The sequence below is a fragment of the Corynebacterium sp. CNJ-954 genome, from assembly GCF_001942345.1.
Taxonomy (GTDB): Bacteria; Actinomycetota; Actinomycetes; order Mycobacteriales; family Mycobacteriaceae; genus Corynebacterium.
Map to the genome: position 1 here is coordinate 1 of NZ_MKKI01000033.1, position 22,853 is coordinate 22,853.

At 66.8% G+C, this 22,853-nt stretch carries 24 protein-coding genes; 15 read left to right on the forward strand and 9 right to left on the reverse strand.

Annotation, left to right across the window (positions count from 1 at the left end; translation table 11 throughout):
• Window positions 1-241 (reverse strand): superoxide dismutase (locus tag BJF89_RS09955; protein WP_369803697.1); only part of this gene is annotated, 241 nt, incomplete at its 3' end.
• A gap of 225 nt (window positions 242-466) precedes the next feature.
• On the opposite strand from BJF89_RS09955, the gene BJF89_RS09960 reads away from it, so the two are divergent.
• Window positions 467-1,432 carry an L-lactate dehydrogenase gene (locus BJF89_RS09960; RefSeq protein ID WP_075814497.1) on the forward strand — a complete coding sequence of 322 codons (966 nt, stop codon included), beginning with the start codon at window positions 467-469 and terminating at the stop codon, window positions 1,430-1,432.
• Between the two features lie 25 nt (window positions 1,433-1,457).
• Here BJF89_RS09960 and BJF89_RS09965 read toward each other — a convergent pair whose 3' ends face one another.
• The gene (locus tag BJF89_RS09965; protein WP_075814499.1) at window positions 1,458-2,402 is read right to left on the reverse strand and encodes a patatin family protein; all 945 of its coding nucleotides are present in this window, start codon (window positions 2,400-2,402) and stop codon (window positions 1,458-1,460) included.
• Window positions 2,403-2,455: 53 nt separating this feature from the next.
• Here BJF89_RS09965 and BJF89_RS09970 point away from each other — a divergent pair, with 53 nt between their 5' ends.
• The 3 genes from BJF89_RS09970 (at window position 2,456) to tpx (ending at window position 4,713) form a co-directional block, all read left to right on the forward strand.
• Window positions 2,456-3,229, forward strand: a complete 774-nt coding sequence (locus BJF89_RS09970) for a glycerophosphodiester phosphodiesterase family protein (RefSeq protein ID WP_083650637.1) — start codon at window positions 2,456-2,458, stop codon at window positions 3,227-3,229.
• Between the two features lie 68 nt (window positions 3,230-3,297).
• The gene (locus BJF89_RS09975) at window positions 3,298-4,188 is read left to right on the forward strand and encodes a DUF5926 family protein (protein ID WP_075814927.1); all 891 of its coding nucleotides are present in this window, start codon (window positions 3,298-3,300) and stop codon (window positions 4,186-4,188) included.
• Window positions 4,189-4,215: 27 nt separating this feature from the next.
• Window positions 4,216-4,713 carry a thiol peroxidase gene (gene tpx / locus BJF89_RS09980; RefSeq protein WP_075814929.1) on the forward strand — a complete coding sequence of 166 codons (498 nt, stop codon included), beginning with the start codon at window positions 4,216-4,218 and terminating at the stop codon, window positions 4,711-4,713.
• Window positions 4,714-4,743: 30 nt separating this feature from the next.
• Here the strand turns inward: tpx and BJF89_RS09985 are convergent, their stop codons facing one another.
• Complete coding sequence (locus BJF89_RS09985) at window positions 4,744-6,054, reverse strand: LCP family protein (RefSeq protein WP_083650638.1); 1,311 nt, start codon at window positions 6,052-6,054, stop codon at window positions 4,744-4,746.
• A gap of 55 nt (window positions 6,055-6,109) precedes the next feature.
• On the opposite strand from BJF89_RS09985, the gene BJF89_RS09990 reads away from it, so the two are divergent.
• Both BJF89_RS09990 and BJF89_RS09995 read left to right on the forward strand, forming a co-directional pair.
• The gene (locus tag BJF89_RS09990) at window positions 6,110-6,517 is read left to right on the forward strand and encodes an SdpI family protein (RefSeq protein WP_075814933.1); all 408 of its coding nucleotides are present in this window, start codon (window positions 6,110-6,112) and stop codon (window positions 6,515-6,517) included.
• An 86-nt stretch (window positions 6,518-6,603) separates the two neighbouring features.
• Window positions 6,604-7,686 carry an ABC transporter substrate-binding protein gene (locus BJF89_RS09995; RefSeq protein WP_075814501.1) on the forward strand — a complete coding sequence of 361 codons (1,083 nt, stop codon included), beginning with the start codon at window positions 6,604-6,606 and terminating at the stop codon, window positions 7,684-7,686.
• A 6-nt stretch (window positions 7,687-7,692) separates the two neighbouring features.
• Here the strand turns inward: BJF89_RS09995 and BJF89_RS10000 are convergent, their stop codons facing one another.
• Both BJF89_RS10000 and BJF89_RS10005 read right to left on the reverse strand, forming a co-directional pair.
• A complete protein-coding gene (locus BJF89_RS10000) occupies window positions 7,693-8,901 on the reverse strand; it encodes a hypothetical protein (protein ID WP_139311977.1) in 1,209 nt (402 codons plus the stop codon).
• 78 nt (window positions 8,902-8,979) lie between these two features.
• Complete coding sequence (locus tag BJF89_RS10005) at window positions 8,980-9,846, reverse strand: GDSL-type esterase/lipase family protein (protein WP_075814505.1); 867 nt, start codon at window positions 9,844-9,846, stop codon at window positions 8,980-8,982.
• Between the two features lie 255 nt (window positions 9,847-10,101).
• Here BJF89_RS10005 and BJF89_RS10010 point away from each other — a divergent pair, with 255 nt between their 5' ends.
• On the forward strand, window positions 10,102-11,895 hold the full coding sequence (locus tag BJF89_RS10010; protein WP_255372586.1) for an AMP-binding protein: 1,794 nt from the start codon (window positions 10,102-10,104) through the stop codon (window positions 11,893-11,895).
• 163 nt (window positions 11,896-12,058) lie between these two features.
• On the opposite strand, the gene BJF89_RS10015 is transcribed toward BJF89_RS10010, so the two are convergent.
• Window positions 12,059-12,820 (reverse strand): CPBP family intramembrane glutamic endopeptidase, encoded by a 762-nt coding sequence (locus BJF89_RS10015; RefSeq protein WP_075814507.1) that lies wholly within the window; start codon window positions 12,818-12,820, stop codon window positions 12,059-12,061.
• Window positions 12,817-14,244 (reverse strand): amidase, encoded by a 1,428-nt coding sequence (locus BJF89_RS10020; protein ID WP_083650670.1) that lies wholly within the window; start codon window positions 14,242-14,244, stop codon window positions 12,817-12,819. Before BJF89_RS10020 ends, BJF89_RS10015 begins: the two co-directional genes overlap by 4 nt.
• Before the next feature lie 36 nt (window positions 14,245-14,280).
• Between BJF89_RS10020 and pheA the strand changes: the two genes are divergently transcribed.
• Window positions 14,281-15,237: a prephenate dehydratase gene (gene pheA, locus BJF89_RS10025; RefSeq protein ID WP_075814509.1), complete on the forward strand. Its 957-nt coding sequence runs from the start codon at window positions 14,281-14,283 to the stop codon at window positions 15,235-15,237.
• Window positions 15,234-16,193 carry a histidine phosphatase family protein gene (locus tag BJF89_RS20020; protein WP_075814511.1) on the forward strand — a complete coding sequence of 320 codons (960 nt, stop codon included), beginning with the start codon at window positions 15,234-15,236 and terminating at the stop codon, window positions 16,191-16,193. Before pheA ends, BJF89_RS20020 begins: the two co-directional genes overlap by 4 nt.
• 10 nt (window positions 16,194-16,203) lie before the next feature.
• Here BJF89_RS20020 and BJF89_RS10035 read toward each other — a convergent pair whose 3' ends face one another.
• On the reverse strand, window positions 16,204-16,551 hold the full coding sequence (locus BJF89_RS10035) for a metallopeptidase family protein (RefSeq protein ID WP_075814513.1): 348 nt from the start codon (window positions 16,549-16,551) through the stop codon (window positions 16,204-16,206).
• On the reverse strand, window positions 16,548-17,615 hold the full coding sequence (locus BJF89_RS10040) for a septum formation family protein (protein ID WP_075814515.1): 1,068 nt from the start codon (window positions 17,613-17,615) through the stop codon (window positions 16,548-16,550). The genes BJF89_RS10035 and BJF89_RS10040 overlap by 4 nt, the downstream gene beginning before the upstream one ends.
• Window positions 17,616-17,725: 110 nt before the next feature.
• Here BJF89_RS10040 and serS point away from each other — a divergent pair, with 110 nt between their 5' ends.
• From serS to BJF89_RS10070, 6 genes are all read left to right on the forward strand, one after another.
• Entirely contained in the window at window positions 17,726-18,994 is a 1,269-nt protein-coding gene (gene serS, locus BJF89_RS10045; protein ID WP_075814517.1) for a serine--tRNA ligase, read from the forward strand.
• A 33-nt stretch (window positions 18,995-19,027) separates the two neighbouring features.
• Window positions 19,028-19,936 (forward strand): 1-acyl-sn-glycerol-3-phosphate acyltransferase, encoded by a 909-nt coding sequence (locus BJF89_RS10050; protein ID WP_075814519.1) that lies wholly within the window; start codon window positions 19,028-19,030, stop codon window positions 19,934-19,936.
• Window positions 19,937-20,836, forward strand: a complete 900-nt coding sequence (locus BJF89_RS10055; protein ID WP_075814521.1) for an HAD family hydrolase — start codon at window positions 19,937-19,939, stop codon at window positions 20,834-20,836.
• A 102-nt stretch (window positions 20,837-20,938) separates the two neighbouring features.
• Window positions 20,939-21,412 carry a YbjN domain-containing protein gene (locus BJF89_RS10060; RefSeq protein ID WP_075814523.1) on the forward strand — a complete coding sequence of 158 codons (474 nt, stop codon included), beginning with the start codon at window positions 20,939-20,941 and terminating at the stop codon, window positions 21,410-21,412.
• 219 nt (window positions 21,413-21,631) lie between these two features.
• On the forward strand, window positions 21,632-22,384 hold the full coding sequence (gene fabG / locus BJF89_RS10065; RefSeq protein ID WP_075814525.1) for a 3-oxoacyl-ACP reductase FabG: 753 nt from the start codon (window positions 21,632-21,634) through the stop codon (window positions 22,382-22,384).
• A 4-nt stretch (window positions 22,385-22,388) separates the two neighbouring features.
• Window positions 22,389-22,841 (forward strand): MaoC family dehydratase, encoded by a 453-nt coding sequence (locus BJF89_RS10070; RefSeq protein ID WP_075814527.1) that lies wholly within the window; start codon window positions 22,389-22,391, stop codon window positions 22,839-22,841.
• The last annotated feature ends 12 nt before the right edge of the window (window positions 22,842-22,853 follow it).

Genomic DNA, 22,853 nt, shown 5'->3' on the forward strand with positions numbered 1-22,853 from the left:
AGAAGATGGAGTGGTTGGTGTGGCCGCCCAGGTTGAACGCGAGGTTCTTGGACAGGGCGCGGATCTGGTCGGGGTTGGTGCCTTCCTCGCGGGCCTTCTCCAGGGCGTCGAGGGCGGTGTTGGCGCCAGCGACGTAGGTGGCGTGGTGCTTGTCGTGGTGCAGCTGCATGATCTCGGCGGAGATGTGCGGCTCGAGGGCGTCGTAGTCGTAGGGGAGGTCGGGAAGCTCGTAGACAGCCATGTTCTCGATCCTTTCATTGTCGGTAATCGTTTGTCCGTCCACCAGTGTGGTCAGTTTCCGTGCACCTCGCAATGATTTGCCTATTGAATTAGTAAGTTCAATGGGTTGAACATATGAATGCACCCGTTAAATCCCATCCCACCTGCAGTGTTCCACCTCTCGGGGTACGCTGGGGATTGATTCACCGTGGCCCACGCACGCCGACCGACACCCACAGGAGCAGCCATGAGAGCCAGCGCAGGTACGAGGATCGTTCTGATCGGGGCGGGGGACGTGGGCGTGGCCTACGCCTACGCACTGGTGAACCAGGGACTCTGTGACCATCTCGTCATCATCGACGTGGACGAGCGTAAGACCTGGGGTCACGTCCAGGATCTCAACCATGCGGTGCCCTGGTCCGGTCACGGGACACGGGTCACCCAGGGCGACTACTCCGACTGTGCCGACGCGTCCATCGTCTGCATCTGCGCCGGGGCCGCACAGAAGCCCGGGGAGACCCGCCTGGATCTCGTCGGTAAGAATGTGTCCATTTTCCGGGACATCGTCGGTAAAGTCCGCGACTCCGGCTTCGACGGCATCTACCTGGTGGCGTCCAACCCGGTCGACATTCTCTCTTACGCCACGTGGAGGATCTCCGGGGTTCCCTCGAACCAGGTCATCGGTTCGGGCACCATTCTCGACACAGCCCGTTTCCGGTCCGCTCTCGGGGAGTACTTCCAGGTGTCCCCGACCTCGGTCCACGCCTACGTCATCGGCGAGCACGGGGACACCGAGCTTCCGGTCCTGTCCGCCGGTTCCGTCGCGGGTGTACCGTTGCCCGTCCGCTTGGCGCAGTCGCCCGACGGTGGGGAGAGCGTCAGTGAGATCTTCCGACGCACCCGCGACGCCGCCTACGAGATCATCAACGCGAAAGGGTCCACGAGTTTCGGTATCGGCGTCGGGATGGCCAGGATCAGTCGGGCCGTCCTGCGCAACGAGGATGTCGTTCTGCCGGTGTCGGCACTGGTCGACGGCCAGTACGGTAGGGATGACGACCCGGCGATCTACATCGGGACCCCGGCCGTGATCAACCGTCGGGGTATCCGGGAGGTCATCGAGCTCGGTCTGGACGACACAGAGCAGGGGCAGTTCGACACCTCTGCGGACACGCTGCAGCAGGTCATGGATGATGCGGGAGTCTTCCGGCTCTGACGCGGCGCATAGTCGGGTGCGGAGCTCAGACCCGCAGGAAGCGCCGGATCAGCGGCATCTCCTCGCGAGCCTGGGCCAGTCCCGCCTCATAGGTCTCCGCCAGCTCGTTGAGCTTGCGGGTGCCGTTACCCAGGGGCATCCGGTGCGGGGCGAAGATGTACGCCTTGCCCCGCCTCTCCTGCTCGAAAATCCAGTCCCGGGTCCGGTTGTACCGGGCGTGACGGTCCAGCATCGACTGTGCCAGGGCCGGGTACTGGGGAAACGCCCGCTTCACGAACCAGGTGAACTTCGAGGCGCTCTTACGGTAGGACCGGGTGCGCGTCATCACCACGAGGAATCGGTCGAAGCCTTCCATCTCGATCGCGGAATCCACCGGGATGCCTCCGGTGGAACCGAACGCGCCGTCGAAGTAGACCTCGGTGCCGATCTTCGTCGGCGGCATGACGATCGGCAGCGATGCGGAGGCACGCGCATGGCGCAGGAAATCATCCAGGCCGTGCATGTCCTCACGTGACCAGTGCACCGTCTCGCCGCTGCGGCCGTTGAAGCCGGAGATACGGAAGTTCCCCGGGCTGGCGGTGATCGCATCCCAGTCCGGCACCATGCTCCGGTCCTCGACCTGGGCGTCGGGGCCGAAGATGTAGCGCGCGTTGAAGAATCCGTCGCCACGGAGGAACGGCCGGATCCCGCCGAAGAGGGGGTCCCCGGGGAAGACGGTGAAGTAGTCGCGTGCCAGCCGGGTGTCATTCGAGAGGTACGTGGCCACGTGCACGGCCGACGCCGAGTTGCCGTAGGTCCAGTCGAACTGGATGCCTTCCTCGAGCAGGGCCTGGACCATCGCAGAGGAGAATGCGGCACGCATGGCCCCACCCTCGAACACCAGCGCGGTGTCGCTGACCGACCTGCTCGGGACGTCCCGTGCCGGGCCCCCGTGCAGAGGGGGTCGGACACCTGCCGGAAAATCTGCCACGGGGAGTCATACTACAGTGCGGCGGTCCGCACCATCGGCCGGATCGGGTAACAATGGGGGACGTGAAGATCATCGCGCACCGCGGGGCGAGCGGTTACCGGCCTGAACTGACCCTCGACGCCTATGAACTCGCCGTTGAGCAGCGGGCGGACGGGGTCGAGTGTGATATTCGACTCACCGCCGACGGAGTCCCCGTCGTGATCCACGACGCCACGGTCGACCGCACGTCCGACGGGACCGGGACCGTCGCGGCGATGTCGTTGGCGCAGCTCCGGGAGTTCAACGTGGGAACAGCGGAACGCCCCCAGCGTGTCCTGACGCTGCAGGAGCTGCTCGGGTTCATCCAGGACGCACAGACCAGTGACTACCGGCCCGAGCTCTTCGTCGAGACTAAACGGTTGGGCAGCGCCGGTGAGCGTGACGGACGTCTCGAGGCGGCGATGAACCGCGAACTGCATGCCGCCGGCCTGGCGGACGGTGGCCCGGACGGCCTTGTCCACCTGATCTCCTTCGACCACGGCTCCCTGGCCCGATTCTCCGCCCTGAATCCGAAGATTCACCGGATCTACCTGCGGAAGGAGTACGTCCTGTGGCGCCTGCTGAAACACGTCGAGCCGATGGACGTCGCCCCGTCGCAGGGATTCTCGGTGTACCGCGCACGGCAGGCGCCGCAGCAGGTCGTCGGCGCCGGTGACCGTACCTACGTCTTCACCGCCAACCGGCGGGACGATCTCCTCTGGCTGCATCGCCACGGTGTCAGGTGGGCCGCCACCGACTACCCCGACCACGCCCGACGGGTGCTCGACGGCGCCGTGAGACTTCCCTGACCGCTAGACTGTGGGCCGTGGCTAAGAAGAACAGGAAGAACAAGAACCAGGACGATCTGCCGGAGGGCATGAGCCGTCGTCAGGCGAAGCTCGCCAAGCGTGCCGCCGAGCGTGCCGCGCTGGAGCGCGACCCCCGCCCCTACGACGGGTTCGCCGCCGAGGCCGACCTGATTGCGCTGCAGGAGTTCGTCCCCTCCGCGTACTTCACCGCGGAGACGGAGAAGGACGCCGGTTTCACCCGCACGGTGACGATCTGCACCGTCCTCCCCGGGGCCGCGGCAGCACTGGTCCGGGCCGACGAGGAGGGCGGCGAAGCACTGGTCGCCCTGCAGACCCAGCACCGCGGTGACAACCCCAACCGGGACCTGGCCTTCGCCCTGGACTGGGCCAGGGACGCGGCACCGGGCAGCAGCCTGGAGGTCGCCGTCGCAGACGGTTCGGAGCCGGCCCTGTCCTCCCTCCTCGTCGCCGACCAGAAGCCGACGATCCAGGTGCGGGACGACTTCAACTGGTGGCTCACCGAGGACCAGCGTGACAACCCGCAGGTTGTCGCCTCCCTCGACCAGGCCAACGCCTCGGTCCTGCCGAGCACGCGTGTGGATGCGGAGATCACCGGATCCGCCTGGTGGATCGACCCGGGGGAGAAGGCGCACATCCGCTGGGTCCGGCCGGAGACGGAGGCGCAGCTGCTCCCCGCGCTCGCCCGCGTCCACGCCGCAGGCCAGCTGAACCTCGGCGAGGACACACGCTTCGCCGGCGTCTTCCGCACCCACGGCATCCTCGTCCCCGTATTCGACCTGGACAACACCATGGACGCCAGCGAGTTCGCGGCACCGTTGCAGGAACTGGACGCCCGGATCGCCACCGCGCTGTCCGAGATCGCGGATGGTGGCTCCCTCACCGCGGAGGAGCAGAAGTCGCGTCAGACGATCATCGCCCGCGAGGTCACGATCCGCTGATCGGCAATCTGTGCCACCATGGGTGGCATGGCTGATACCGCATTCCAAGGAACCCCCGCCCACACCGTCGGTGACCTGCCCGCAGTCGGCGAGCAGGCACCCAACTTCACCACCGTGTCCGCCGAGCTCAAGGACGTCAACGGCGACTCGCTCCGCGGCAAGCGCGTGGTGCTGAACATCTTCCCCTCGGTCGACACCGGCGTCTGTGCCGCGTCCGAGCGGGAGTTCAACAAACGGGCCACCGACCTGGAGAACACCGCCGTCGTCTCCGTCTCGAAGGACCTCCCTTTCGCACTGGGACGGTTCTGTGCCGCAGAAGGCATCGAGAACGTGGAGGCCACCTCCGCCTTCCGATCCTCCTTCGGTGAGGACTTCGGTGTGACTCTCACCGACTCCCCGCTCGCCGGCCTGCTGGGCCGCTCGGTGGTCGTCCTGGACACCGACGGCACCGTCCTGCACTCACAGCTGGTCCCGGAGATCACCACCGAGCCCGACTACGACGCCGCGCTCGCCGTCCTGAACTGACAGCAACCGGTTGGCGCCCGTCAGCGCCGGTCAGCGCAGTTCGCTGAAGAGCTCCTCGGCGGCACCGTCGTCCCAGAGGACCACACTTCCCGCGTCGGTGTCGGCGAATCCGCCGACCGGGACGGTCTGCTGCTCCGCGCCGCGGATCATGCCGAGCGCGAGGCGTGCGAGGTGCCAGACGTGATCGCCCTCGTCCACGGTCAGTGCGTCGGAGAATGCGTTGATCAGGGGAAGGGCCCGGAAAGGGTTGGCGAGGGTGCCGAACGACCCGACCTTCGAGACCACGGCGTTGAGGAACTCGCGCTGGCGTTCCACCCGGTCCAGGTCACCGTTGGCTGAGGTGTACCGCGTGCGTACGTAGCCCAGAGCCGTCGGCCCGTCCATCTCCTGGCAGCCTGCCTCGACATTCAGTCCGGCCATCGGGTCGTCGATGGCTTCGGTCGGGCACAGTTCCACTCCACCGACCGCGTCGACGATCTTCCCGAAGCCACCGAACCCGATCTCCATGTAGTGGTCCATGCGCATCCCCGTGGCGCCCTCGACGGTCTGCTGCAGGAGCTGCGGGCCACCGAAGGAGAACGCGGAGTTGATCTTGCCCTCGCCGTAACCGGGGATCGACACATAGGAGTCGCGGGGGATGGACACCATGGTCGGCTTGCCGCCGAAAGAGGGGACGTGGACGACGATGATCGTGTCCGTCCTGGCCCCACCGTCGGAAAGGTCACCGGCGGCGTACCGTTCGCCGTCCTCTTCACTCATCCCTGCCCTGGAATCGGAGCCCACGAGCAGCCAGTTCGTTCCTGACGTATTGCCGATGCGGCCCTCGTAGTTGGTCAGTGCGTCGACCCGGTTGAGGTTCGAGTCGACCCACCATGCGGTGCCGCCGGCGACCAGGATGATCACCAGGAGCAGTGCTCCGATGATCCGTAGGGGACGGATCCGCCGACGCTTGCGTGGTCGTCGGGACCGTGGTGGCGGACCGGACGGTTGCCCGGACGGTTGCTCAGGCGGCGGCTGCTGCCGGTACTGCCGTTGCGGCTCGTACTCCTGCCGCGGCGGCTGGTAAGGGACGGCCTGTGGCGGCTGTTCCGGCTGCCGACGGTACTGCGGCGGCTGGGCCTGATTCTGCGACCGGGCCTGGCCCTCGCCTGCCGCCCGGTGCCGTGGTTCCGCCCGGTGTTCCCCTCCGTAGGCGCGGGTGGCGTCCTGTGGCGGCGGAACCGCGCCCGAGGAACGACGGGGTACGGGACGCCCGTAACGGTCGAGGATCGGCCGACCGTGCCTGTCGCGGGCGACAGGATCTCCGGAGCGGCCGTCGTTGTCGGGCGGGGTTGGTGACATGGGGACATACTACGGGCTGGACGGGTGGAAAACGGAGTCCCGTAGGATGCTGCTCATGAGTGATGCATTGATGGCAGTGGCGTTTCCGGCGGTCATGGCGGTGGTTCTGTCCATGGTCATCTCGCAGGTGACGAAGGCTGCTGCCCGAGGCGACCTGCCACGATCCGGAGCGGTGGGGATCCGGACGTCCGCCACGAAAGCCAGTGACGACGCGTGGACGGCGGGCCACGAGGCGGCGGCCCCGATGGCCAGGACGGTGACGTTGGGAACGTCCGTGCTGGCGGTGCTGATCATCATCCTGTCGTTCATCTTCGATGGTGCATGGGTGACCGCACTGGGGGTTGTCCCCTTTGTGGTTGTCATCGTCAGCCTCGTCCCCCTGGTACGTGCCGCGAACCGTGCCGCCCGCGCTGCAGAGGCGGCGAAGAAGACAGGGGAGACGGCAACGAAGCGGAAGCGCTGAGAAGGACTCCATCGTCAGCCAGGGGAGCCTTTCCTGGGTGTACGATAAGTCGGTCGACGTTTCCCTGACCGAGGAGAAGTATCCCCATGGCTGTCACGATGGTCCACGGACGTGCTGTCGGGTGGGGTGGAGACCGGCCGGCCCGGGTGCGGTCAACACTTGTTGCTCTCGTAGCCACCGTGTCGTTGGTGTCCGCCGCCTGTTCCTCCGGTGACGGGGGAGGTGACGCCTCGTCCACCGCCGATGAGGATTTCACTCCGGTGACGTTCAGCTCGCCCTGGGGTGACAGCACGCTGGAGGCTCGTCCGGAACGCATTGCCGCGGTGGGGTACAAGGACACCGACATCGTCGCTTCGATGGGTGAGACTCCGGTGATTGTGCCCGAGAACACCGTCAAACAGGAGACCTGGACCCTTGACGCGTTGAGCAAGGATCCGGCGGCGACCTTCGAGTACACGGAGAATGGGATGCCTCCGATGGAGGAGCTTGCGGCGGCCGACCCCGACCTGATCATCGCCAGTCAGCTTGACCTGAAGGATGTCTACGACCAGTTGTCGGACATCGCGCCGGTCATTGCCGCGGAGACCCAGGACGACATCGTGGGCAACTGGCAGCAGACCCTCATCAACCTGGGCGAGGCGCTCGGCGAGGAGGAGCGGGCCGACGAGGTCGTCCAACAGACCGAGGACGCCGTGGTCGCCGTCCGCAAGAAGCACCCGGAGTTCGCCGGTAAGACCGTGTCATTGATCCAGTACTTCGGGCTCGACGAGATGAGACTGCTCAACCCTGCCGGTGGCGATGCGGCGGCATTGTTCAGTGAGATGGGTTTCGATGAAGACCCGGAGACCACGGAGCTTCAGGGCGTGCAGCTCGGCGGGGAACGGGTCGACGACCTGGCCGCCGATGTCGTCATCGTCCTCGACAATTCCGACGGACGGATCGGCGAGCTCGAGGACAGTGCGGTGTTCCGTAGCATCCCCGCCGTCCGGGACGGACACAGCCTGGTGATCACCAACAACGCTTTCACGGAGGGGAACGACCCCTCGTTCGAGGCCAACGGCAAACATTACGAGGGCAACCTCGCCTGGGCCGTCGCCTACCCCGGGCCACTCTGGACGCAGTGGGCGGTGGAGACGCTGACGCCGTTGTTGGCGGACACCGCCCGCTGACGGGGCCTATTCTCCGACGACCGGAGTAAGTTCTCCGCTGCCGCTATCGGTCCACCGTCGAGTACCACTGGTGAACGGACCTGCCTCGTGCTCCCGGAACCAGTAGGTCTCGTCCGGCGACCAACCGGCCATCATCGTCTCCGCAGGTTCCGGATACTGCGTGCCGTCGGGAGGGGCACCCACCGGAACTGCGCGGGTGGCTGTTCGCAGGTATCCGGCGACCGTCAGGTGGACGGCATCCCACTTCTCCGCGACCGCGGACCAGTCCGGCACTGTCCATCGGCCGTCGCGTCCGGTGACTTTGAACCACTCTCTCCGTAGCGTGTACGTCTGATCGAGTGGGAATTCGTCGCACAGTCTGACCCAGTCCTCAGGCTCATTGACTTCGTAGATACGGGGATTCGGCGGCGGTGCGTACGGGAAAGCATGGGCTGTACTGCCGAACCGGTCCTCCTGGAGCGGAACTCCCACCGGCATCTCTGTACCGGGGAAGGTCCTGGTCGAGGGGAGTGCCGGCGCGGGAGGTGTTGTCCACCATGCTCCCCCGGAGCCGGAGAGGGGTGCTTTGGTTGCCGACCGACGGTACTTCTCTTCCGTCGATTTCTGTTCGATTCGCCAGGTCGTGAGCTTCTCGAGGATGTCGCAGTCACTGAGTCCACGGCGTTGTGTGCTCGGGGTACGCTCACTGCGTTTGCCCCAGTAGACGAACCACTGGTCGGCAAGATCGGCCGGGCTGGACCACCAGCGGGTGTGTGGGGATTCCGCGATGAGGGCGGCAGTATTCTTCAGCGCCCCGTGCACGGGGGCTGTGCCGGCGAGGACATCCTGGCCCACGGGGTGCTGCCAGTACACAGCGGATTCGACAGACGTGGTGAGCGCGGCCAGGAGCAGGTCGGGGTCCGGGGGAAGCAAGGTTGTCCGGAGGATCTGCTCGGCAACCTGTTCCGGGGTGATCCTGGAATCCGGGTCCGGTGGGGAACCAGGGTCCTCGTAGATTCGTGACGGGCTGTCGGGGGCAGCAGACGACCGGAACGCGTATCTCCGAGCCTCGGGAACAGGGACCAGGTACTCGGCGGCCTGGCGGACCATACCCCACAGGGAATGTGCAGTTCCCTGGTTGTCGCGGCCATGGCGGTCCTCGCAGGCGATAACGTACTCCAGCACCATCCGTCGGCCTCGGGGACCCTCCAGCAACGTCGTTCCGTCCAGATCCATGTGTCCCAGCGTAAGCAACCGGGGCCCGACGGTCAGAAGAAGACCGTCGGGCCCCGGTTGCGGGGACACGGGGACGTGTCAGGCGTTCGCGGCGGCGCGTCCCATGGCACGCAGACCGGTGTCGGTCATGTGCAGCGGGAGGTTACGACGCTCGGAGGTGGTGTCGATCAGGCCGACGACCCACCGGTCGTTCGAGCACATCTCGTGGCCGCGGCTCGGCCCCTTGAGGTCGACGAAGCTGCCACCGGCGCCGGTGGCTCCGTCACGCAAGGCACGTTCCAGAGCCCACTCGACGTCGGAGACCTGAATCAGGGCGCTCGGCACCTGCACGTTCGGGATGACGTTGATCGGGCAGACCTGGCCGGCGCCGTTGGTGATGTGCGGGAAGCCCAGCACCTTCACATTGGCGTTGGGGGCGAGGCGCTTGACGTGGGAGACGGTGCGGTTCACCGAGTCGCGCAGCTGGCGCTCGATCTGCGAGACCGGCAGCTTGTCGCCGAGGATGTAGGGGTAGGTGTCGTTGGCGCCTGCCCAGATGACGACCTCGTTGGTGCCGGCGTTCAGGGCACCTCCGCGGTTGGCCCGGTCTGCCTGCTCGGTGACGTGCATGCCACCGGTGCGGTAGGAGCCGCCGGCACAGGAGTAGTTGTCGACGTGCTTGCCGGACGCCTGGCCGTAGGAGTTGGCGAACCGGTTGTCCGTGCCGCAACCCGAACCGCTGAGGATCGGGTCGGGCAGGGGGAGGCCCTTGCCGGCAGCCCAGTTGTAGATGTCCGGGTTGGCGACGATGGAGTCGCCGAGGACGACGGTGTTTCCGGGGGCGGCCTGGCTTTCCGGTGCTGACAGCAGCGTCCCGGACAGGGCGGCGACCGTGGCTACGGCGGCGGCTGCGATTCCGGCGATGCGGCGGCCTGCCCGCGATGCCGTGCGGTGTCGTGCGCTCATTACTGAGGTTCCTCTCCTGAAACGTGTCATGTGTCCCGACGTGTCCCCGACAAGCCGTAGACGGATTCGGTCTCCTGAACCGTTTCCTGGGACAACGACGTTACATTAGCGTGACTTTATCCACTAATCATCCAAAATGTAACCCCTGTGGCTAAAGTTGCAATTGTTACGTATGTGGCTGAAGGTGTCAGCCCGGGTTCGGAGCCGCCAGGTAACGCCAGGCGGCCTCGGCCCGGTATGGTAGACGAAAGTAATTTGACGACCCCGGCCCTGGCGCGCCGCCCCGACGTCCGCCCCCTCGTCATGCCGCGCGTACGTTTCACGGGGGAGCGCGAGACGACCACGTACGAGACCACCGAGACGACCGAGACCACCAACCACAGACTCAGAAAAGGAGCGACAGTGTTTGAACAGCTGTCCTATGACCTCAAAGGTGCCGTAAAAGGTGCCAAGGCCTTCGTGAACACAGGATTCCTCAAGGGATCCACCCCTGCCGGCGGTCTCGGGGTGGCTAAGGCGCTGGGACGCTACGGCACCAGTCTCGCCGGCCTCCTCGAGGGGACCACCGCCCGGTTCCCCTCCCGACTGGCGCTCGTCGACGATGACGGCGAACTGACCTACCAGGAGCTGACCAACTACTCCCGGCTCACCGCCCACACCCTGGCCAGCCACGGCATCACCTCGGACAGCCGTGTCGGCATCATGGCCCGCAACGGTCGCGGATTCCTCTTCCCCCTGGCAGCCAAGGGGTACCTCGGGTACACCGTCTTCCTGCTGAATGTCGGTGCCAGCAAGCACCAGATCGCTGAGATCGTCAAGGAGCACAAGCTCGACGTCATCTTCTACGACTCCGAGTTCGACGACCGGTTCCCCGATGACCTCACCGACTTCGGCGCCACCCTCGTCCACGCGGACGCCGCCGAGGGGCACCGCACGGACATCGACTATCCGACGATCGAGGACTTCTGGGCCAACCCCGGTCCCGACAACGACGCATTCCCGGCCCGTCCCACCCAGGGCGGGGTCATCCTGATGTCCTCCGGTACCAGCGGCACCCCCAAGGCTGTCTCCCACACCGAGCCCAGTTTCCCGGTGGGCGTCCTCGGCCCCGTCCTCAAGGGCCTGGACGTCAAGGCCGGGGACCGGCTCCAGCTGACCGCGAGCCTCTTCCACGTCCTCGGCTGGGGTGCCGCAGTCCTGGCCATCACCGCGGGGTGCACGCTGGTGACCCAGCGTGTGTTCAAGCCCGAGGTCGTGCTGCAGCAGGTGCAGGACTACAGGTGCACCGGCATGCTCAGCTCCGCTGTCTTCCTCAAGGACGTCCTGGCCGTGGATGACGGGTCCTACGACCTGTCGACAATGACGTGGATCCTCAACGCCGGCAACGCGATGAGCGAAGACCTCGTGCGTGGCCTGCAGGAGCGCTACGGCAACATCCTGTCCAGCGGCTACGGTTCTACCGAAGGCCTGCTCGTGGCCTACGCCACCCCGGAGGACCTCGCAGAGGATCCGCTCACCGCCGGACACCGGGTGTGGAACGGCCGCCTGGAACTGCTCGACCCGGAGACCGGTAAGCAGGTGGCTCCCGGTGAGGTCGGCATCATCCACGCCCACAACGCCATGTCCATGAAGGGATACCTCGGTAACCGGGACAAGCCTGACTACCGTGACGGCATGCTGGACCTCGGTGACAAGGGTGTCATCGACCCGAAGACCGGTCGTCTGCGCGTGCTGGGGCGCAACAACGACATGATCATCGTCGGCGGCGAGAACATCTGGCCGACCTCGGTGTCCGACATCATCGACCGGGTGGACGGCGTTGCCGAGTCCTACTGTGTCGGGGTGGAGGACGACGAGAAGTTCCAGCGCGTCAAGGCCTATGTCGTCACCGACGGGTCCACCGAGCTGAGTGAGGACGACATCCGCACCCACGTGCGGGAGAACTTCATGGCCCCGGCTGTGCCGCGCGACGTGGTTCTGATGAATCAGCCGCTGCCGCGCAACCCGATCGGCAAGGTCGTCAAGCGCGAGCTGGAGGCCTTCGGCTGAGCGACGTCGTCCGGTTCCGGTGTTGTCGTCTGAGTCACCGCCCAGAACGCTTCGGAGCCGTTTTCTGTTCTGTGCGGTGACTCAGATCGTGTGAGCGGCATGGGGCCACAGGACACACGGGCACAGGGGCACAGGGGCACAGGGGCACAGGGGCACACTGACGTCACAGCCCCGGTGTGGACCCCAGCACCTGGTAGCCCACGAACGCCACGGTGTCGATCAGGCCGTGCGCGATGATCAACGGCCAGACACGGCCTGTGCGGTAGAAGAACCAGACGAAGACCAGCCCCATCACCATGTTGCCCAGTCCGGCGGAATACCCCTGGTAAAGGTGGTAACTTCCGCGAAGCACCGCCGACGCCAGGAAGACCCAGATCCACGGCACCCGGAGTTGGCGTAGTCGGCAGCACAGCCACGCCACCACGAGGATCTCCTCGGCGAAGCCGTTCGCCCACGAGTTCAGGATCAGCAGCAGCAGATCCTGGACGCTGCGGTCCAGTCCGGTCGGGATGACCTCCTTGGACAGCCCCAGCTGTACTGCTCCGACATAGAAGGCCAGTCCCGGCACGCCGATCAGCGCTGCCAGACCCGCGCCGGGAAGAGTGTCGCGCCACCGGGGGCTGAGGTGCACCCCGGACGCGCCGGGCCGCCCCGCCAGTGTCGGCGGCACATGCCGCAGCAGCAGGAACAGCGCCAGCCCACCCCAGGCGACGAGCACGCCGGTGGAGACCAGCTGGAATGCAGGATCGAGCCAGGTCAGTGTCGACTGACGGGCGTTGAGGGTGGTGCTCTGCTCATTGAGGTCCTCCGGCATCGTGGCGGCCTCGAGAAGCCGCAACGCCGAGCGGACCCCGGAGGCGCCGAATGTGACGGCGAGGGCGATGACCAGCTCCCACCGGAGAGCACGTCGGTCGGACCGGTTCATCGCCTGTCCCTGGAAGCGTCCTCGATCAACGCCTCGAGGTCGCCGGGGTCGGCGACGGTCACGGCATCGAGCACGGACGGGTCAGCGTCCACCATCCGTGCCACAGTCTCCTGCAGATGCTGTGCCAGGCCGAGGAGCTCGGCGGCGGAGACCCGGTCAGCGACGGCGCCCAGGTGGACCGAGACCGGCCACCGCCCGGGTGCGGCGTCGGGTGTCACCAGGGGCACGGAGAGTCCCGCCCATCCGGTGAGGTTCCAGAGCGTGGCCCACGGCGTCCAGGCGGTCTGCGCCAGGAAATCCGCGGCGGGGTCAACGACACCAGGTGCCTCCTGCCGGGACATCCGGGCGAAAGCGCCGATGCCGGGCGGCGCGCATGCCAGCATCGGAGTCACGACCACGTCCACGGGACCGGCCGGGTCGCCGTCCCATGCCCTGAGGACGTCCCCCGGGAGCGCTGAGACCGCGTCGGTGGCGTCCGCGATCTCAGCGGGGGTGAGGGCCCGGCCCCGCCGTCTCAACCAGGTGGGCATCATCGTCACAGGATCAGGCAGGTCACGGCACCGGGCTGCCATGATCCGCGAGTACACGTCGAAGCGCTCCACCGGGTACGGGGCCGCCACCGGGCGGACACCGCTGACGGCGGGGTGGGTGACAAGCAGGGACGCGGCAGCCGCCGTGGCGTTGGCCACCGTCGGCTCCACTGCGGTGGCGGTGTGGAACGGACGGTTGGTGTGCCCCAGCCGTAGCGGCCGTGTCGGCGCGGACGGCGTTGACGGTGCGGAGATTCCGTAGGCGCGGGCCGTGAGGTCGAGGTCGCGGGCGATGAATCCCTGCGCCGCCGGATTCGGCAGACCACCGTTGTCCACGGTGTGTGCGGGTTTCAGCCCGGGCAGGCCCACCGCCGCTGCAGGCACGCGGATCGACCCGCCACCGTCGCTGGCGTGGGCGACGTCGACGATGCCGCGTGCCACGGCCACCGCAGCGCCGGACGAGGAACCACCGGACGTCATCCGTCGGTCGACCGGGTTCACCGGACCGGGACCGTGGGCGGGTTCGGTGTAGACCGTCGCCCCGAATTCTGCGGTGACACTGGCCCCGACCAGCCTGGCGCCTTCCTCCAGAAGTCGTGTCACGGCGGTGTCGTCGGCCTTCGCGACCACGGCATGTCCGACAGAACCGAAGGTCGTGACCTCGCCGGCCACGCGGTTGAGGTCCTTGACCAGGACGTCCAGTCCCCGTAGCGGGCCGTGCTCCCGACGATCCTCGTGAGCCCCGTCGTAGATCCTGGCCACACCCAGTTCTTCGGGGGACAACCCGGTGCGCGCGCTCAGTCGGGTGAGTCGCAGCGACACGGCCTCGGTGCTGTTGGAGCTGCCGGTACTGCGGGTGTCTGCAGTGCCTTCCCTGGGTGGTGGGGGATTCATGTCGGACACACTACCGGCGCCCGGTAGATTGGTGTCATGAGTGACATCGAGACGGTGGCCTATCTCGGCCCACGTGGAACCTTCACCGAACAGGCCGTCCTGAATATGACGGCCGCCGGTCACCTGCCGGAGGATGTCGCCCACCGCACGGTGGCCTCCCCTGCGGAGGCTCTGGACCTGGTCCGGCAGGGTGAGGTCGACCGGGCCGTCGTCGCCCTGGAGAGCAGCGTGGACGGGCCGGTCACGCAGACCTTCGACTCGCTGGCCGACGGAGCACCGGTGCAGATCCTGCGGGAACATGACGTCCCCGTCGTTTTCTCGATCCTCGTACGCCCCGGCACCCGGCTCGAGGACGTCCGGACCTTCACCACCCACCCCGTCGCACAGGCTCAGGTGCGGCGGTGGGCCGCCGAACATCTGCCCCACGCGGAGTTCATCCCCGCAAGTTCCAATGGTGCCGCCGCTGCCGCTGTCGCCGCCGGGGAGGCGGACGCTGCGGCGGCGCCGGCACGTGCCGGCGTGCTCCACGAGCTGGAGACCGTTGCGGAGGGTATCGCCGACGTGGCCGGGGCCCACACCCGGTTCGTCCTGGTGGGCCTGCCTCAGGAGCCCACCGCCCGCACCGGGCACGACCGCACCGCCATTGTCCTGCAGGTTCCCAATGTGCCGGCGTCACTGGTGATGGCACTGATGGAACTGGCCACCCGCAGGGTCGACATGTCACGCATCGAGTCGCGTCCGACCCGGGAGAAGGCGGGAACCTACAACTTCCACGTGGAACTTGTCGGACACCTGCAGGACGACGCCGTCGCCGAGGCCCTGGCGGGCCTGCACCGCTACTGCGACCGCATCCGGTTCCTCGGATCCTGGCCACAGGAAGGGTGGGTCGGCGGTGTCGACGGTCCCGACGGCTCCGTGCCGCCCGACTACGCCGCCTCCTGGGAGTGGATCCGGGGGCTGAGAGGGCTGAGCGGTCGGGGTGGACAGCCGTGAGCCGACTGCTGCTGATCCGACACGGGCAGACCACCTCGAATGTCAGCCACGCCCTCGACACCAACCTGCCCGGGGCTGCGCTGACCGACCTAGGCTGGTCACAGGCCCGGGCCGCGGGGGAACGGCTCGCCAGAGAACGAACCGGGGAAGGGGCCGAGGACGGGGACGGACAGGACGCCCCCTTGGCGATGGTGTCCTCACAGGCGTTGCGTGCCCGCCAGACCGCGGCCGGAATCGCCCTCGGCGGCAGCGGCCGTGGTCTGCAACTGGAACGCACCGCGCCGGGCAGTGATTTCGCCGACGCCCTGGCACAACTGGCGGAGCTCGAGGTCACCGACGGTCTCGACCACGTGGACGTGGGACCGGAGGAGTCCGCGACGGCGGGGGCCCCGGCAGCTCTCGGTGGCGGTACCACGACTCATCCCACGGCGTCCGGATCACTCACTCCGTCCGATGTGTCCTCGGTGTCCTCGGCGCTGCACCGCCCGCTTCCCCTGGTGATGCCGGGTGCGGTGCCCGGGATCTCGGAGATCCCCGCCGGACAGTACGAGATGCGGGTGGATCCGGACGCGCACTACGGATACCACCGCACCTTCGCCGAATGGTTGGGTGGGTCGATGGACCTGCCCGTGCCCGGCGCATCCACCGGACGTGAGGTTGTCGGACGGTACCTCGGCACACTGCTGCCGGTGCTGTCCACCGCTCAACGCGCCGGGTCGGATCTGGCGGTCGTCAGCCACGGTGCGGTGATCCGCCTGATTGCCGCCTACCTGGGAAGGGTGGATCCCGAGTTCGCGGTACGGACGCTGCTGCCCAATACCCTGCGGGTTGATCTGGAGGTCCCCGACCTGGGTGGTTCCCTTGCACCGGAGGACCTCAGTGAGGCAGTCGCCGAGGGGTGGAAGGTCACGGACTGGGCCGGGCACGGTGAACCGCCGCGGGCAGGGAGGGGCTGACCAGGACGGTCTAGCCCCACCCGAGTTCGTGCAGGCGGGCGTCGTCGATGCCGAAATGGTGGCCGATCTCGTGGACCACGGTGACCGCCACTTCCTCGACGAGCTGTTCGTGGGTTGAGCAGTACCGGCAGAGGGCGTCCTTGTAGATGCTGATCTTGTCCGGGAGGAACGTGGGCCACTCCACGGAGCGTTCCGTCAACGCCACGCCATGGTAGAGCCCCAGGATCGACGGATCCTCGTCGTTGTGGTCCTCGATGACGATGGCGACGTTGTCGAGGGAGTCGAGCAGCTGCCGGGGGATCAGGCGGAGTCCGCGGTCGACCAGGTCCTCGAAGTCGTCGTCGCTGACCTCGATCACGGCGCCTCGCTGCCGGAAGCCGAGTCGGAGTTGTTGTCATTGTCGCGGCGCGGGTTACGTTCCGGCTGCTTCTCCGGCGGATTGCCGTCGATGGTGAAGTCGCCGCGGACATCTCCCTGCAGGTCGGCGAAGCCGCCACCGTCCCGCGCCTTGGTCAGTGCGCAGTTGACGGTCCGTGACCCGGCGTTCCAGGACTCCTGCGGCAGCGTCGTCCAGAAAGGGGTCAACGTGGACTGGTAGAGGTTCTCGTCGTCTCCGCCACCGAGGAACTCGATGGCCGCGGCGGTGCACACGTCGTCGAGATGGTCGTTCTGCTGCTCGATCGTCGGCCATGCGCCGTCGAAGGTGTCGCCGAGGTTCACCACCGAGGTCACCTGCCAGGAATAGGGCCGGTCACAGTCGGCGACGTCCACCGCATCGCCCTGGGCGCGCATGCACGTCTCCGCCGGTTCAGCGGGCGACTGGTCGGTCTCTGCGGCACGGCCGGTGGCCTCGGCGTAGTTCCCGTCGGCCTGGGGCACGGCCACCCCGCACAGCATCGTGCGGTCACCACCGTCCCACGCGGCCTCCGGGGGCAGGATCGGGACAATGGAGTAGCGGCCCTGCGGGTCGAGGCGCCCGTCGAGGTAGGTGCGGGTGGGACCTTCACACAGCTCGGAGGTCAGCTGCCCCTGCCGCTCCAGGTCGGGTTGCGGGGCGTCCGGCCCGAACTCGCTGGTCGGGTACTGGGACAGGTCCTCGCGGGTGGCGACCTCGAAACGGTGGGGGGAGGCGCAGTCGACCACGGCGAAGTCGGTGGCGATGTCGCCGTCCTGCGACCAGTTCACGCAGTCGGCGGTGTCGGCGTCGGTGAACGCGACCAGTTCCGGGGCTTCTTCAGTGCGGTCCGCGCCACGCTGGGCGACCACCGACGCGCCCTGCGGGGCGAAGTACTCGTAGGCACCTGCCCCGACCGCTCCGGCGAGGGCCGCCGTGAGCAGCACGGTGACCGTCCTGCGGCGGCCTTTGTTCGGGCGTGCGTCGACAGGACGGTCGGATGCTGAGGACGGGGTGCTGGACGACATAACACGCATTCTCTCACGGGGAGTGGACATCGTTAGACATCACTGGACATCTCAGGCAGTGGCGGACAGCGCTGCACACGGTTGGTTCCACTGTAGCTAAACTACGGGGCATGATTGATCTCAAGTTCCTGCGGGAGAACCCTGACGTCGTCCGTGAATCCCAGCGCACCCGTGGCGAGGACCCGGCACTCGTCGACCGGCTCCTGGAGGCCGACCAGCGTCGCCGCGAGGCCATCGCCGCAGCTGACACGGCCCGGGCTGAGCAGAAGGCGTTCTCGAAGACCATGGGTAAGGCCATGAAGGACGCCTCGGACGAGGAACGCGAGTCACTGCGTGCGGAGGGCAAGACCCGTTCCGCCGCGGTGAAGGAACTCGAGGACACGCAGTCGGCCGCGGAGTCGGACGTGCAGGACCTGCAGATGGCGTTGTCGAACGTCGTCAGCGGCGCCCCCGCTGGTGGGGAGGACGATTTCGTGGTGCTGGAGCATATCGGTGAGCCCCGTGAATTCGACTTCACCCCGAAGGACCACCTGGAACTGGGGGAGTCGCTGGGCCTGATCGACATGGAACGGGGCGCGAAGGTCTCCGGCGCCCGTTTCTACTTCCTCACCGGCGACGGGGCGTTGCTCCAGCTCGGCATGCTGCAGCTGGCGGCGCAGAAGGCGCGTGACCACGGCTTCCAGCTGATGATCCCACCGGTGCTGGTGCGGCCGGAAATCATGGCCGGCACCGGGTTCCTCGGCGCCCACGCCGACGAGATCTACCGGCTCGAGGCGGACGACATGTACCTCGTCGGCACCAGTGAGGTCGCGCTGGCCGGCTACCACAAGGACGAGATCATCGACCTGTCGGACGGTCCGGTGCGCTACGCCGGCTGGTCGTCCTGCTTCCGCCGCGAGGCCGGCTCCTACGGCAAGGACACCCGCGGGATCCTGCGCGTGCACCAGTTCGACAAGGTCGAGATGTTCGTCTACTGCCGTCCGGAGGACGCCGAGCAGCAGCACCAGGAGCTCCTGGCGATGGAGAAGGACATGCTCGCCGCCGTGCAGGTCCCGTACCGTGTCATCGACGTGGCCGGTGGCGACCTCGGTTCATCGGCGTCCCGCAAGTTCGACACGGAGGCCTGGGTCCCGACCCAGAGCGCCTACCGCGAGCTGACCTCCACGTCCAACTGCACCACTTTCCAGGCGCGGCGTCTCAAGACCCGTTACCGTGATGAGGACGGCAAGGCACAGACGGCCGCCACCCTCAACGGCACCCTGGCCACCACCCGGTGGCTTGTCGCCATCCTGGAGAACAACCAGCAGGCGGACGGATCGGTCGTCGTGCCCGAGGCCCTGCGACCCTTCGTGGGCAAGGACGTCCTGACCCCGAAGTGAGCCGCGCAACACAACAAGGAGACATAACACGGCATGTGGATTCCCAAAGGCTTCGAGATCCCCACGGGTGTGCCTGACACACCCGCCCACCCGGAATCGAAGGAGCTGTTCTACGGGCGGTTGATCATCCCCCTCGCGAAGTTCTGGATGCGTTATGTCCAGCGGCTGAAGGTCGAGATCTACCACCCGGAGCGCATCCCCACCGACGGCGGGGCGGTGCTCGCGGTGAACCACACCGGCTACTGGGACTTCGTCTTCGGCGGTATCCCCTCCGCGATGAACGGGGGGCGCCTGGTGCGGTTCATGGCGAAGAAGGAGATCTGGGACAACCCGGTCGCCGGCCCAGCCATGTCGGGGTGCCACCACATCCCGGTGGACCGTGCCGACGGGGCCGGATCGGTCCGTGAGGCGACCCGCCGTGCCGCGGGTGGTGAGCTCATCGGGATCTTCCCGGAGGCCACCATCTCCCGGTCGTTCGAGATCAAGGAATTCAAGGACGGTGCAGCACGGATCGCCCAGGACGCCGGGGTGCCGTTGATCCCGGTGGTGCTGTGGGGATCGCAGCGTATCTGGACGAAGGGGCGCAAGCCGATCTGGCGTCCCAAGGACGCCTCGCTGATCCTGTCTGTCGGTGAGCCGGTGGACCTCAGCGGCTCGTCGCGGGAGGCCACTGACCGTCTCCACGAGTCGATGGTCGAGATCCTCGACACGTCCCGCGCGCGTTACGCGGAGGCGTTCGGACCGTTCGAGGACGGCGAGTACTGGATGCCCGCCTCCCTGGGAGGATCGGCGCCCTCATTAGAGGAGGCCACGACCCGGGACCGTGAGGACGCGGCGAAACGCAAGGAGGAGCGGATCCGGCAGGACGCGGAGAAAGCGGCAGGCGTGACCCCGGAGAAGAAGTCCCTGCTGGGACGTCTGCGTGGGAAGCTGGGACGCTAAGTGACTGAGTCGGCTGTACCGGCCGCCCCCACGTTGGTCGTCAGCGACCTCGACGGCACGTTGGTCACCTCCGCCGAGCGGGTGTCGCCACGTGCGTGTGCGGTGATCAACCGCCTGGTGGCTGCCGGGGCGACGTTCATTCCCGCCTCCGGCAGGCCCGCCCGGTGGATGCTCCCGGTGATTGAGCAGCTGGGACTGCGGCCGGTGTGCGTGTGTGCCAACGGGGCAGTGGTCTACGATTCGGCGTCCGACCGGATCACCTACGCCGCTGAGCTACCGGCGGACGTTCTGACCCGCGTCACCGCCACCATTTCAGAGGCGACGGGGCCTTGGCTGGCTGACCGGGGCCTGCCGCCGGTGACGTTCGCTGCGGAGCGCGCCGGGCGCAGCGCCTTTGACCGCGCCGACGAACTTTTCGCCGTGCAGCCGGAGTATCCGCACGCCTGGGACACGGAGGAGCACTCGGTGGAGCCTCTCGACGCCCTGTGCTCGGTGCCGGCGGTGAAGCTGCTCGTGCGGCACGAGGCGATGGAGAGTTCGGAGCTTTTCGACCTGGTCAACCCGGTTGTTGATCCGACAGTTGCGCACGTCACCTGGTCCTTCAGTGGCGGGCTGCTGGAGGTCAACGTCCCGGGTGTCTCGAAGCTGTCCGGTGTGGCGCACGCGTTGGGGGGCGTGGCCGACCATGCGGCGGCACCGGGGGAACGGATGATCCCCGCGCTGGACCCGTCGCGTGTCGTGGCGTTCGGGGACATGCCCAACGATGTGGCGATGCTGCAGTGGGCGGGGACAGGTGTGGCGATGGGCAACGCCGTGGATGAGGTGGTGGCGATCGCCGACCAGTGCACATCCTCGAACGACGACGACGGTGTCGCCGAAGTGCTGGAGCAGTGGTTCTGACAGGTCGAACGCGTGGTTCGAACACTGGCTCGCGGTGTCCGTGGGGGTGAGTAGAACTTGGGGGACCAGCTCAGCGCCCCGACACCAGAGGAGCACCCCACCATGAATGATCTCGACCGTATCTCCGGTATCTCCGGCTCCGTCCCAATCGCGATCCTCGAACCCCTGTCGCGCCGTCGCGTGATGGAGACACTGGAGCGACTGGGCTTCGCCTACCGTGTCGACCGGGAGGCGGAGGTCAGCACGGAATGGGAACACGCCACATACTGGTTCTCCATTGCGGGGAAGGACAACAACGTCCTCTCGGTCACCGGCTACTGGAACGGGTGGATACCCGCTGAGTACCGGGAAGGTCTGCTGGAGGACTGCAACCGGTGGAACAGGGACCACTACATGCCGAAAGCCCATCTCGACGTCGACAGTGACGGTGACCAGCACATTCTGGTCGAGCACGCCGTGGGCTACGAGTTCGGCGTCACCGACGAACAGCTCTACCAGCACATCGGGGTGACGATTAATCCCGGCAACGTCTTCTTCGACGAGTTGAGTGAGACGTATCCCGGCTGGGTCCGCTGACCTCCGTCGGAGGGAGCCGTACTCACACTTGTACTGAGGTGCTTTCCCACAGACATCATGGCAGATGACCGGCAGGTGGGGCGGACCCAGGAATCTTGCCGTTCTCACGCCCGCACGGCCATGATTCTTAGTAGTATCCTTGGTGGAAGGCATCGGCGGAGCTTCTCGTCTCCGTTCCGGTGAACACCACGACAACCACGTCACCATGAAGGAGTCCATATGTCCCAACGCACAGCAATCGTCACCGGCGCCGCCCGCGGCATCGGTGCGGAGGTGGCCGCACGTCTGGCCGACGACGGTATGGCCGTCGCCGTCCTCGACCTCGATGAAAACGCATGCCAGAAGGTCGTTGACCGCATCACCTCCGCCGGAGGGAAGGCACTCGCCGTCGGCGCGGACGTCTCCGACGAGGACGCGGTCAAGGCCGCCGTCGACCGGGTCGCCGACGAACTCGGCGCTCCCACCGTCCTGGTCAACAATGCCGGAATCATCCGAGACAATCTCCTGTTCAAGATGGGTACGGATGACTGGGACGCGGTGATGTCCGTGCATCTGCGCGGCGCGTTCCTCATGTCCCGCGCGGTGCAGGCCTACCAGACCAAGGAAAAGTGGGGCCGCATCATCAACCTGTCGTCGACCTCAGCTCTGGGCAACCGCGGACAGGTCAACTACTCGGCGGCGAAAGCGGGTATGCAGGGCTTCACCAAGACCCTCGCCATCGAACTCGGCAAGTTCGGTGTCACGGCGAACGCCGTCGCCCCCGGTTTCATCGCCACCGAAATGACCCAGGCGACCGCAGAGCGGGTGGGTGTGAGCTTCGAGGACTTCAAGGCCGCCGCGGCCAAGGAGGTTCCCGTCCAGCGCGCCGGTGTTCCGGCCGACATTGCCCATGCCATCAGCTTCTTTGCCAGTGAAGGCGCCGGATATGTGTCCGGACAAGTGCTGTACGTCGCCGGCGGACCGAAGGACTAGAACAATGCGTGTACTCAATGGACTTGATGAACTGCAGGCCGCTGTCGGCGAGCACCTCGGCTACAGTGACTGGCTTGAGATCGACCAGGAACGGATCAACCAGTTCGCCGACGCTACCGGCGACCACCAGTGGATCCACGTCGACCCGGAGCGCGCCAAGGAAGGCCCGTTCGGCTCGACCATCGCCCACGGTTACCTGACGCTGTCGCTGGTCTCGATGCTGGTGTGGCAGATCTACACCGTCAAGGGGACGACGATGGGAGTGAACTACGGTACGGAGAAGGTGCGTTTCCCCGCTCCGGTCCCCGTGGGCTCACGGATCCGGGCGGGGGCGGAACTCCTCTCCGTCGAACCCGGTGGCGGCGGACAGCGTGCGGTGACCCGCGTGACGATCGAACGTGAGGGCGGCGACCGCCCGGTATGCGTCGCCGACGTCCTCTCCGTCCTGAGGTTCTGAGACGACGGGGGA

Bases quoted from the DNA above. Each gene is read 5' to 3' on its own strand.
- BJF89_RS09985 (WP_083650638.1), bottom strand. From the start codon at position 6,054: ATGTCACCAACCCCGCCCGACAACGACGGCCGCTCCGGAGATCCTGTC.
- BJF89_RS09995 (WP_075814501.1), top strand. From the start codon at position 6,604: ATGGCTGTCACGATGGTCCACGGACGTGCTGTCGGGTGGGGTGGAGAC.
- BJF89_RS10070 (WP_075814527.1), top strand. From the start codon at position 22,389: ATGCGTGTACTCAATGGACTTGATGAACTGCAGGCCGCTGTCGGCGAG.
- BJF89_RS09990 (WP_075814933.1), top strand. From the start codon at position 6,110: ATGAGTGATGCATTGATGGCAGTGGCGTTTCCGGCGGTCATGGCGGTG.
- serS (WP_075814517.1), top strand. From the start codon at position 17,726: ATGATTGATCTCAAGTTCCTGCGGGAGAACCCTGACGTCGTCCGTGAA.
- BJF89_RS10000 (WP_139311977.1), bottom strand. From the start codon at position 8,901: ATGGATCTGGACGGAACGACGTTGCTGGAGGGTCCCCGAGGCCGACGG.
- tpx (WP_075814929.1), top strand. From the start codon at position 4,216: ATGGCTGATACCGCATTCCAAGGAACCCCCGCCCACACCGTCGGTGAC.
- BJF89_RS10040 (WP_075814515.1), bottom strand. From the start codon at position 17,615: ATGTCGTCCAGCACCCCGTCCTCAGCATCCGACCGTCCTGTCGACGCA.
- BJF89_RS10005 (WP_075814505.1), bottom strand. From the start codon at position 9,846: ATGAGCGCACGACACCGCACGGCATCGCGGGCAGGCCGCCGCATCGCC.
- pheA (WP_075814509.1), top strand. From the start codon at position 14,281: ATGAGTGACATCGAGACGGTGGCCTATCTCGGCCCACGTGGAACCTTC.
- fabG (WP_075814525.1), top strand. From the start codon at position 21,632: ATGTCCCAACGCACAGCAATCGTCACCGGCGCCGCCCGCGGCATCGGT.
- BJF89_RS10020 (WP_083650670.1), bottom strand. From the start codon at position 14,244: ATGAATCCCCCACCACCCAGGGAAGGCACTGCAGACACCCGCAGTACC.
- BJF89_RS09975 (WP_075814927.1), top strand. From the start codon at position 3,298: ATGAGCCGTCGTCAGGCGAAGCTCGCCAAGCGTGCCGCCGAGCGTGCC.
- BJF89_RS10060 (WP_075814523.1), top strand. From the start codon at position 20,939: ATGAATGATCTCGACCGTATCTCCGGTATCTCCGGCTCCGTCCCAATC.
- BJF89_RS09970 (WP_083650637.1), top strand. From the start codon at position 2,456: ATGGGGGACGTGAAGATCATCGCGCACCGCGGGGCGAGCGGTTACCGG.
- BJF89_RS10050 (WP_075814519.1), top strand. From the start codon at position 19,028: ATGTGGATTCCCAAAGGCTTCGAGATCCCCACGGGTGTGCCTGACACA.
- BJF89_RS09960 (WP_075814497.1), top strand. From the start codon at position 467: ATGAGAGCCAGCGCAGGTACGAGGATCGTTCTGATCGGGGCGGGGGAC.
- BJF89_RS10015 (WP_075814507.1), bottom strand. From the start codon at position 12,820: ATGAACCGGTCCGACCGACGTGCTCTCCGGTGGGAGCTGGTCATCGCC.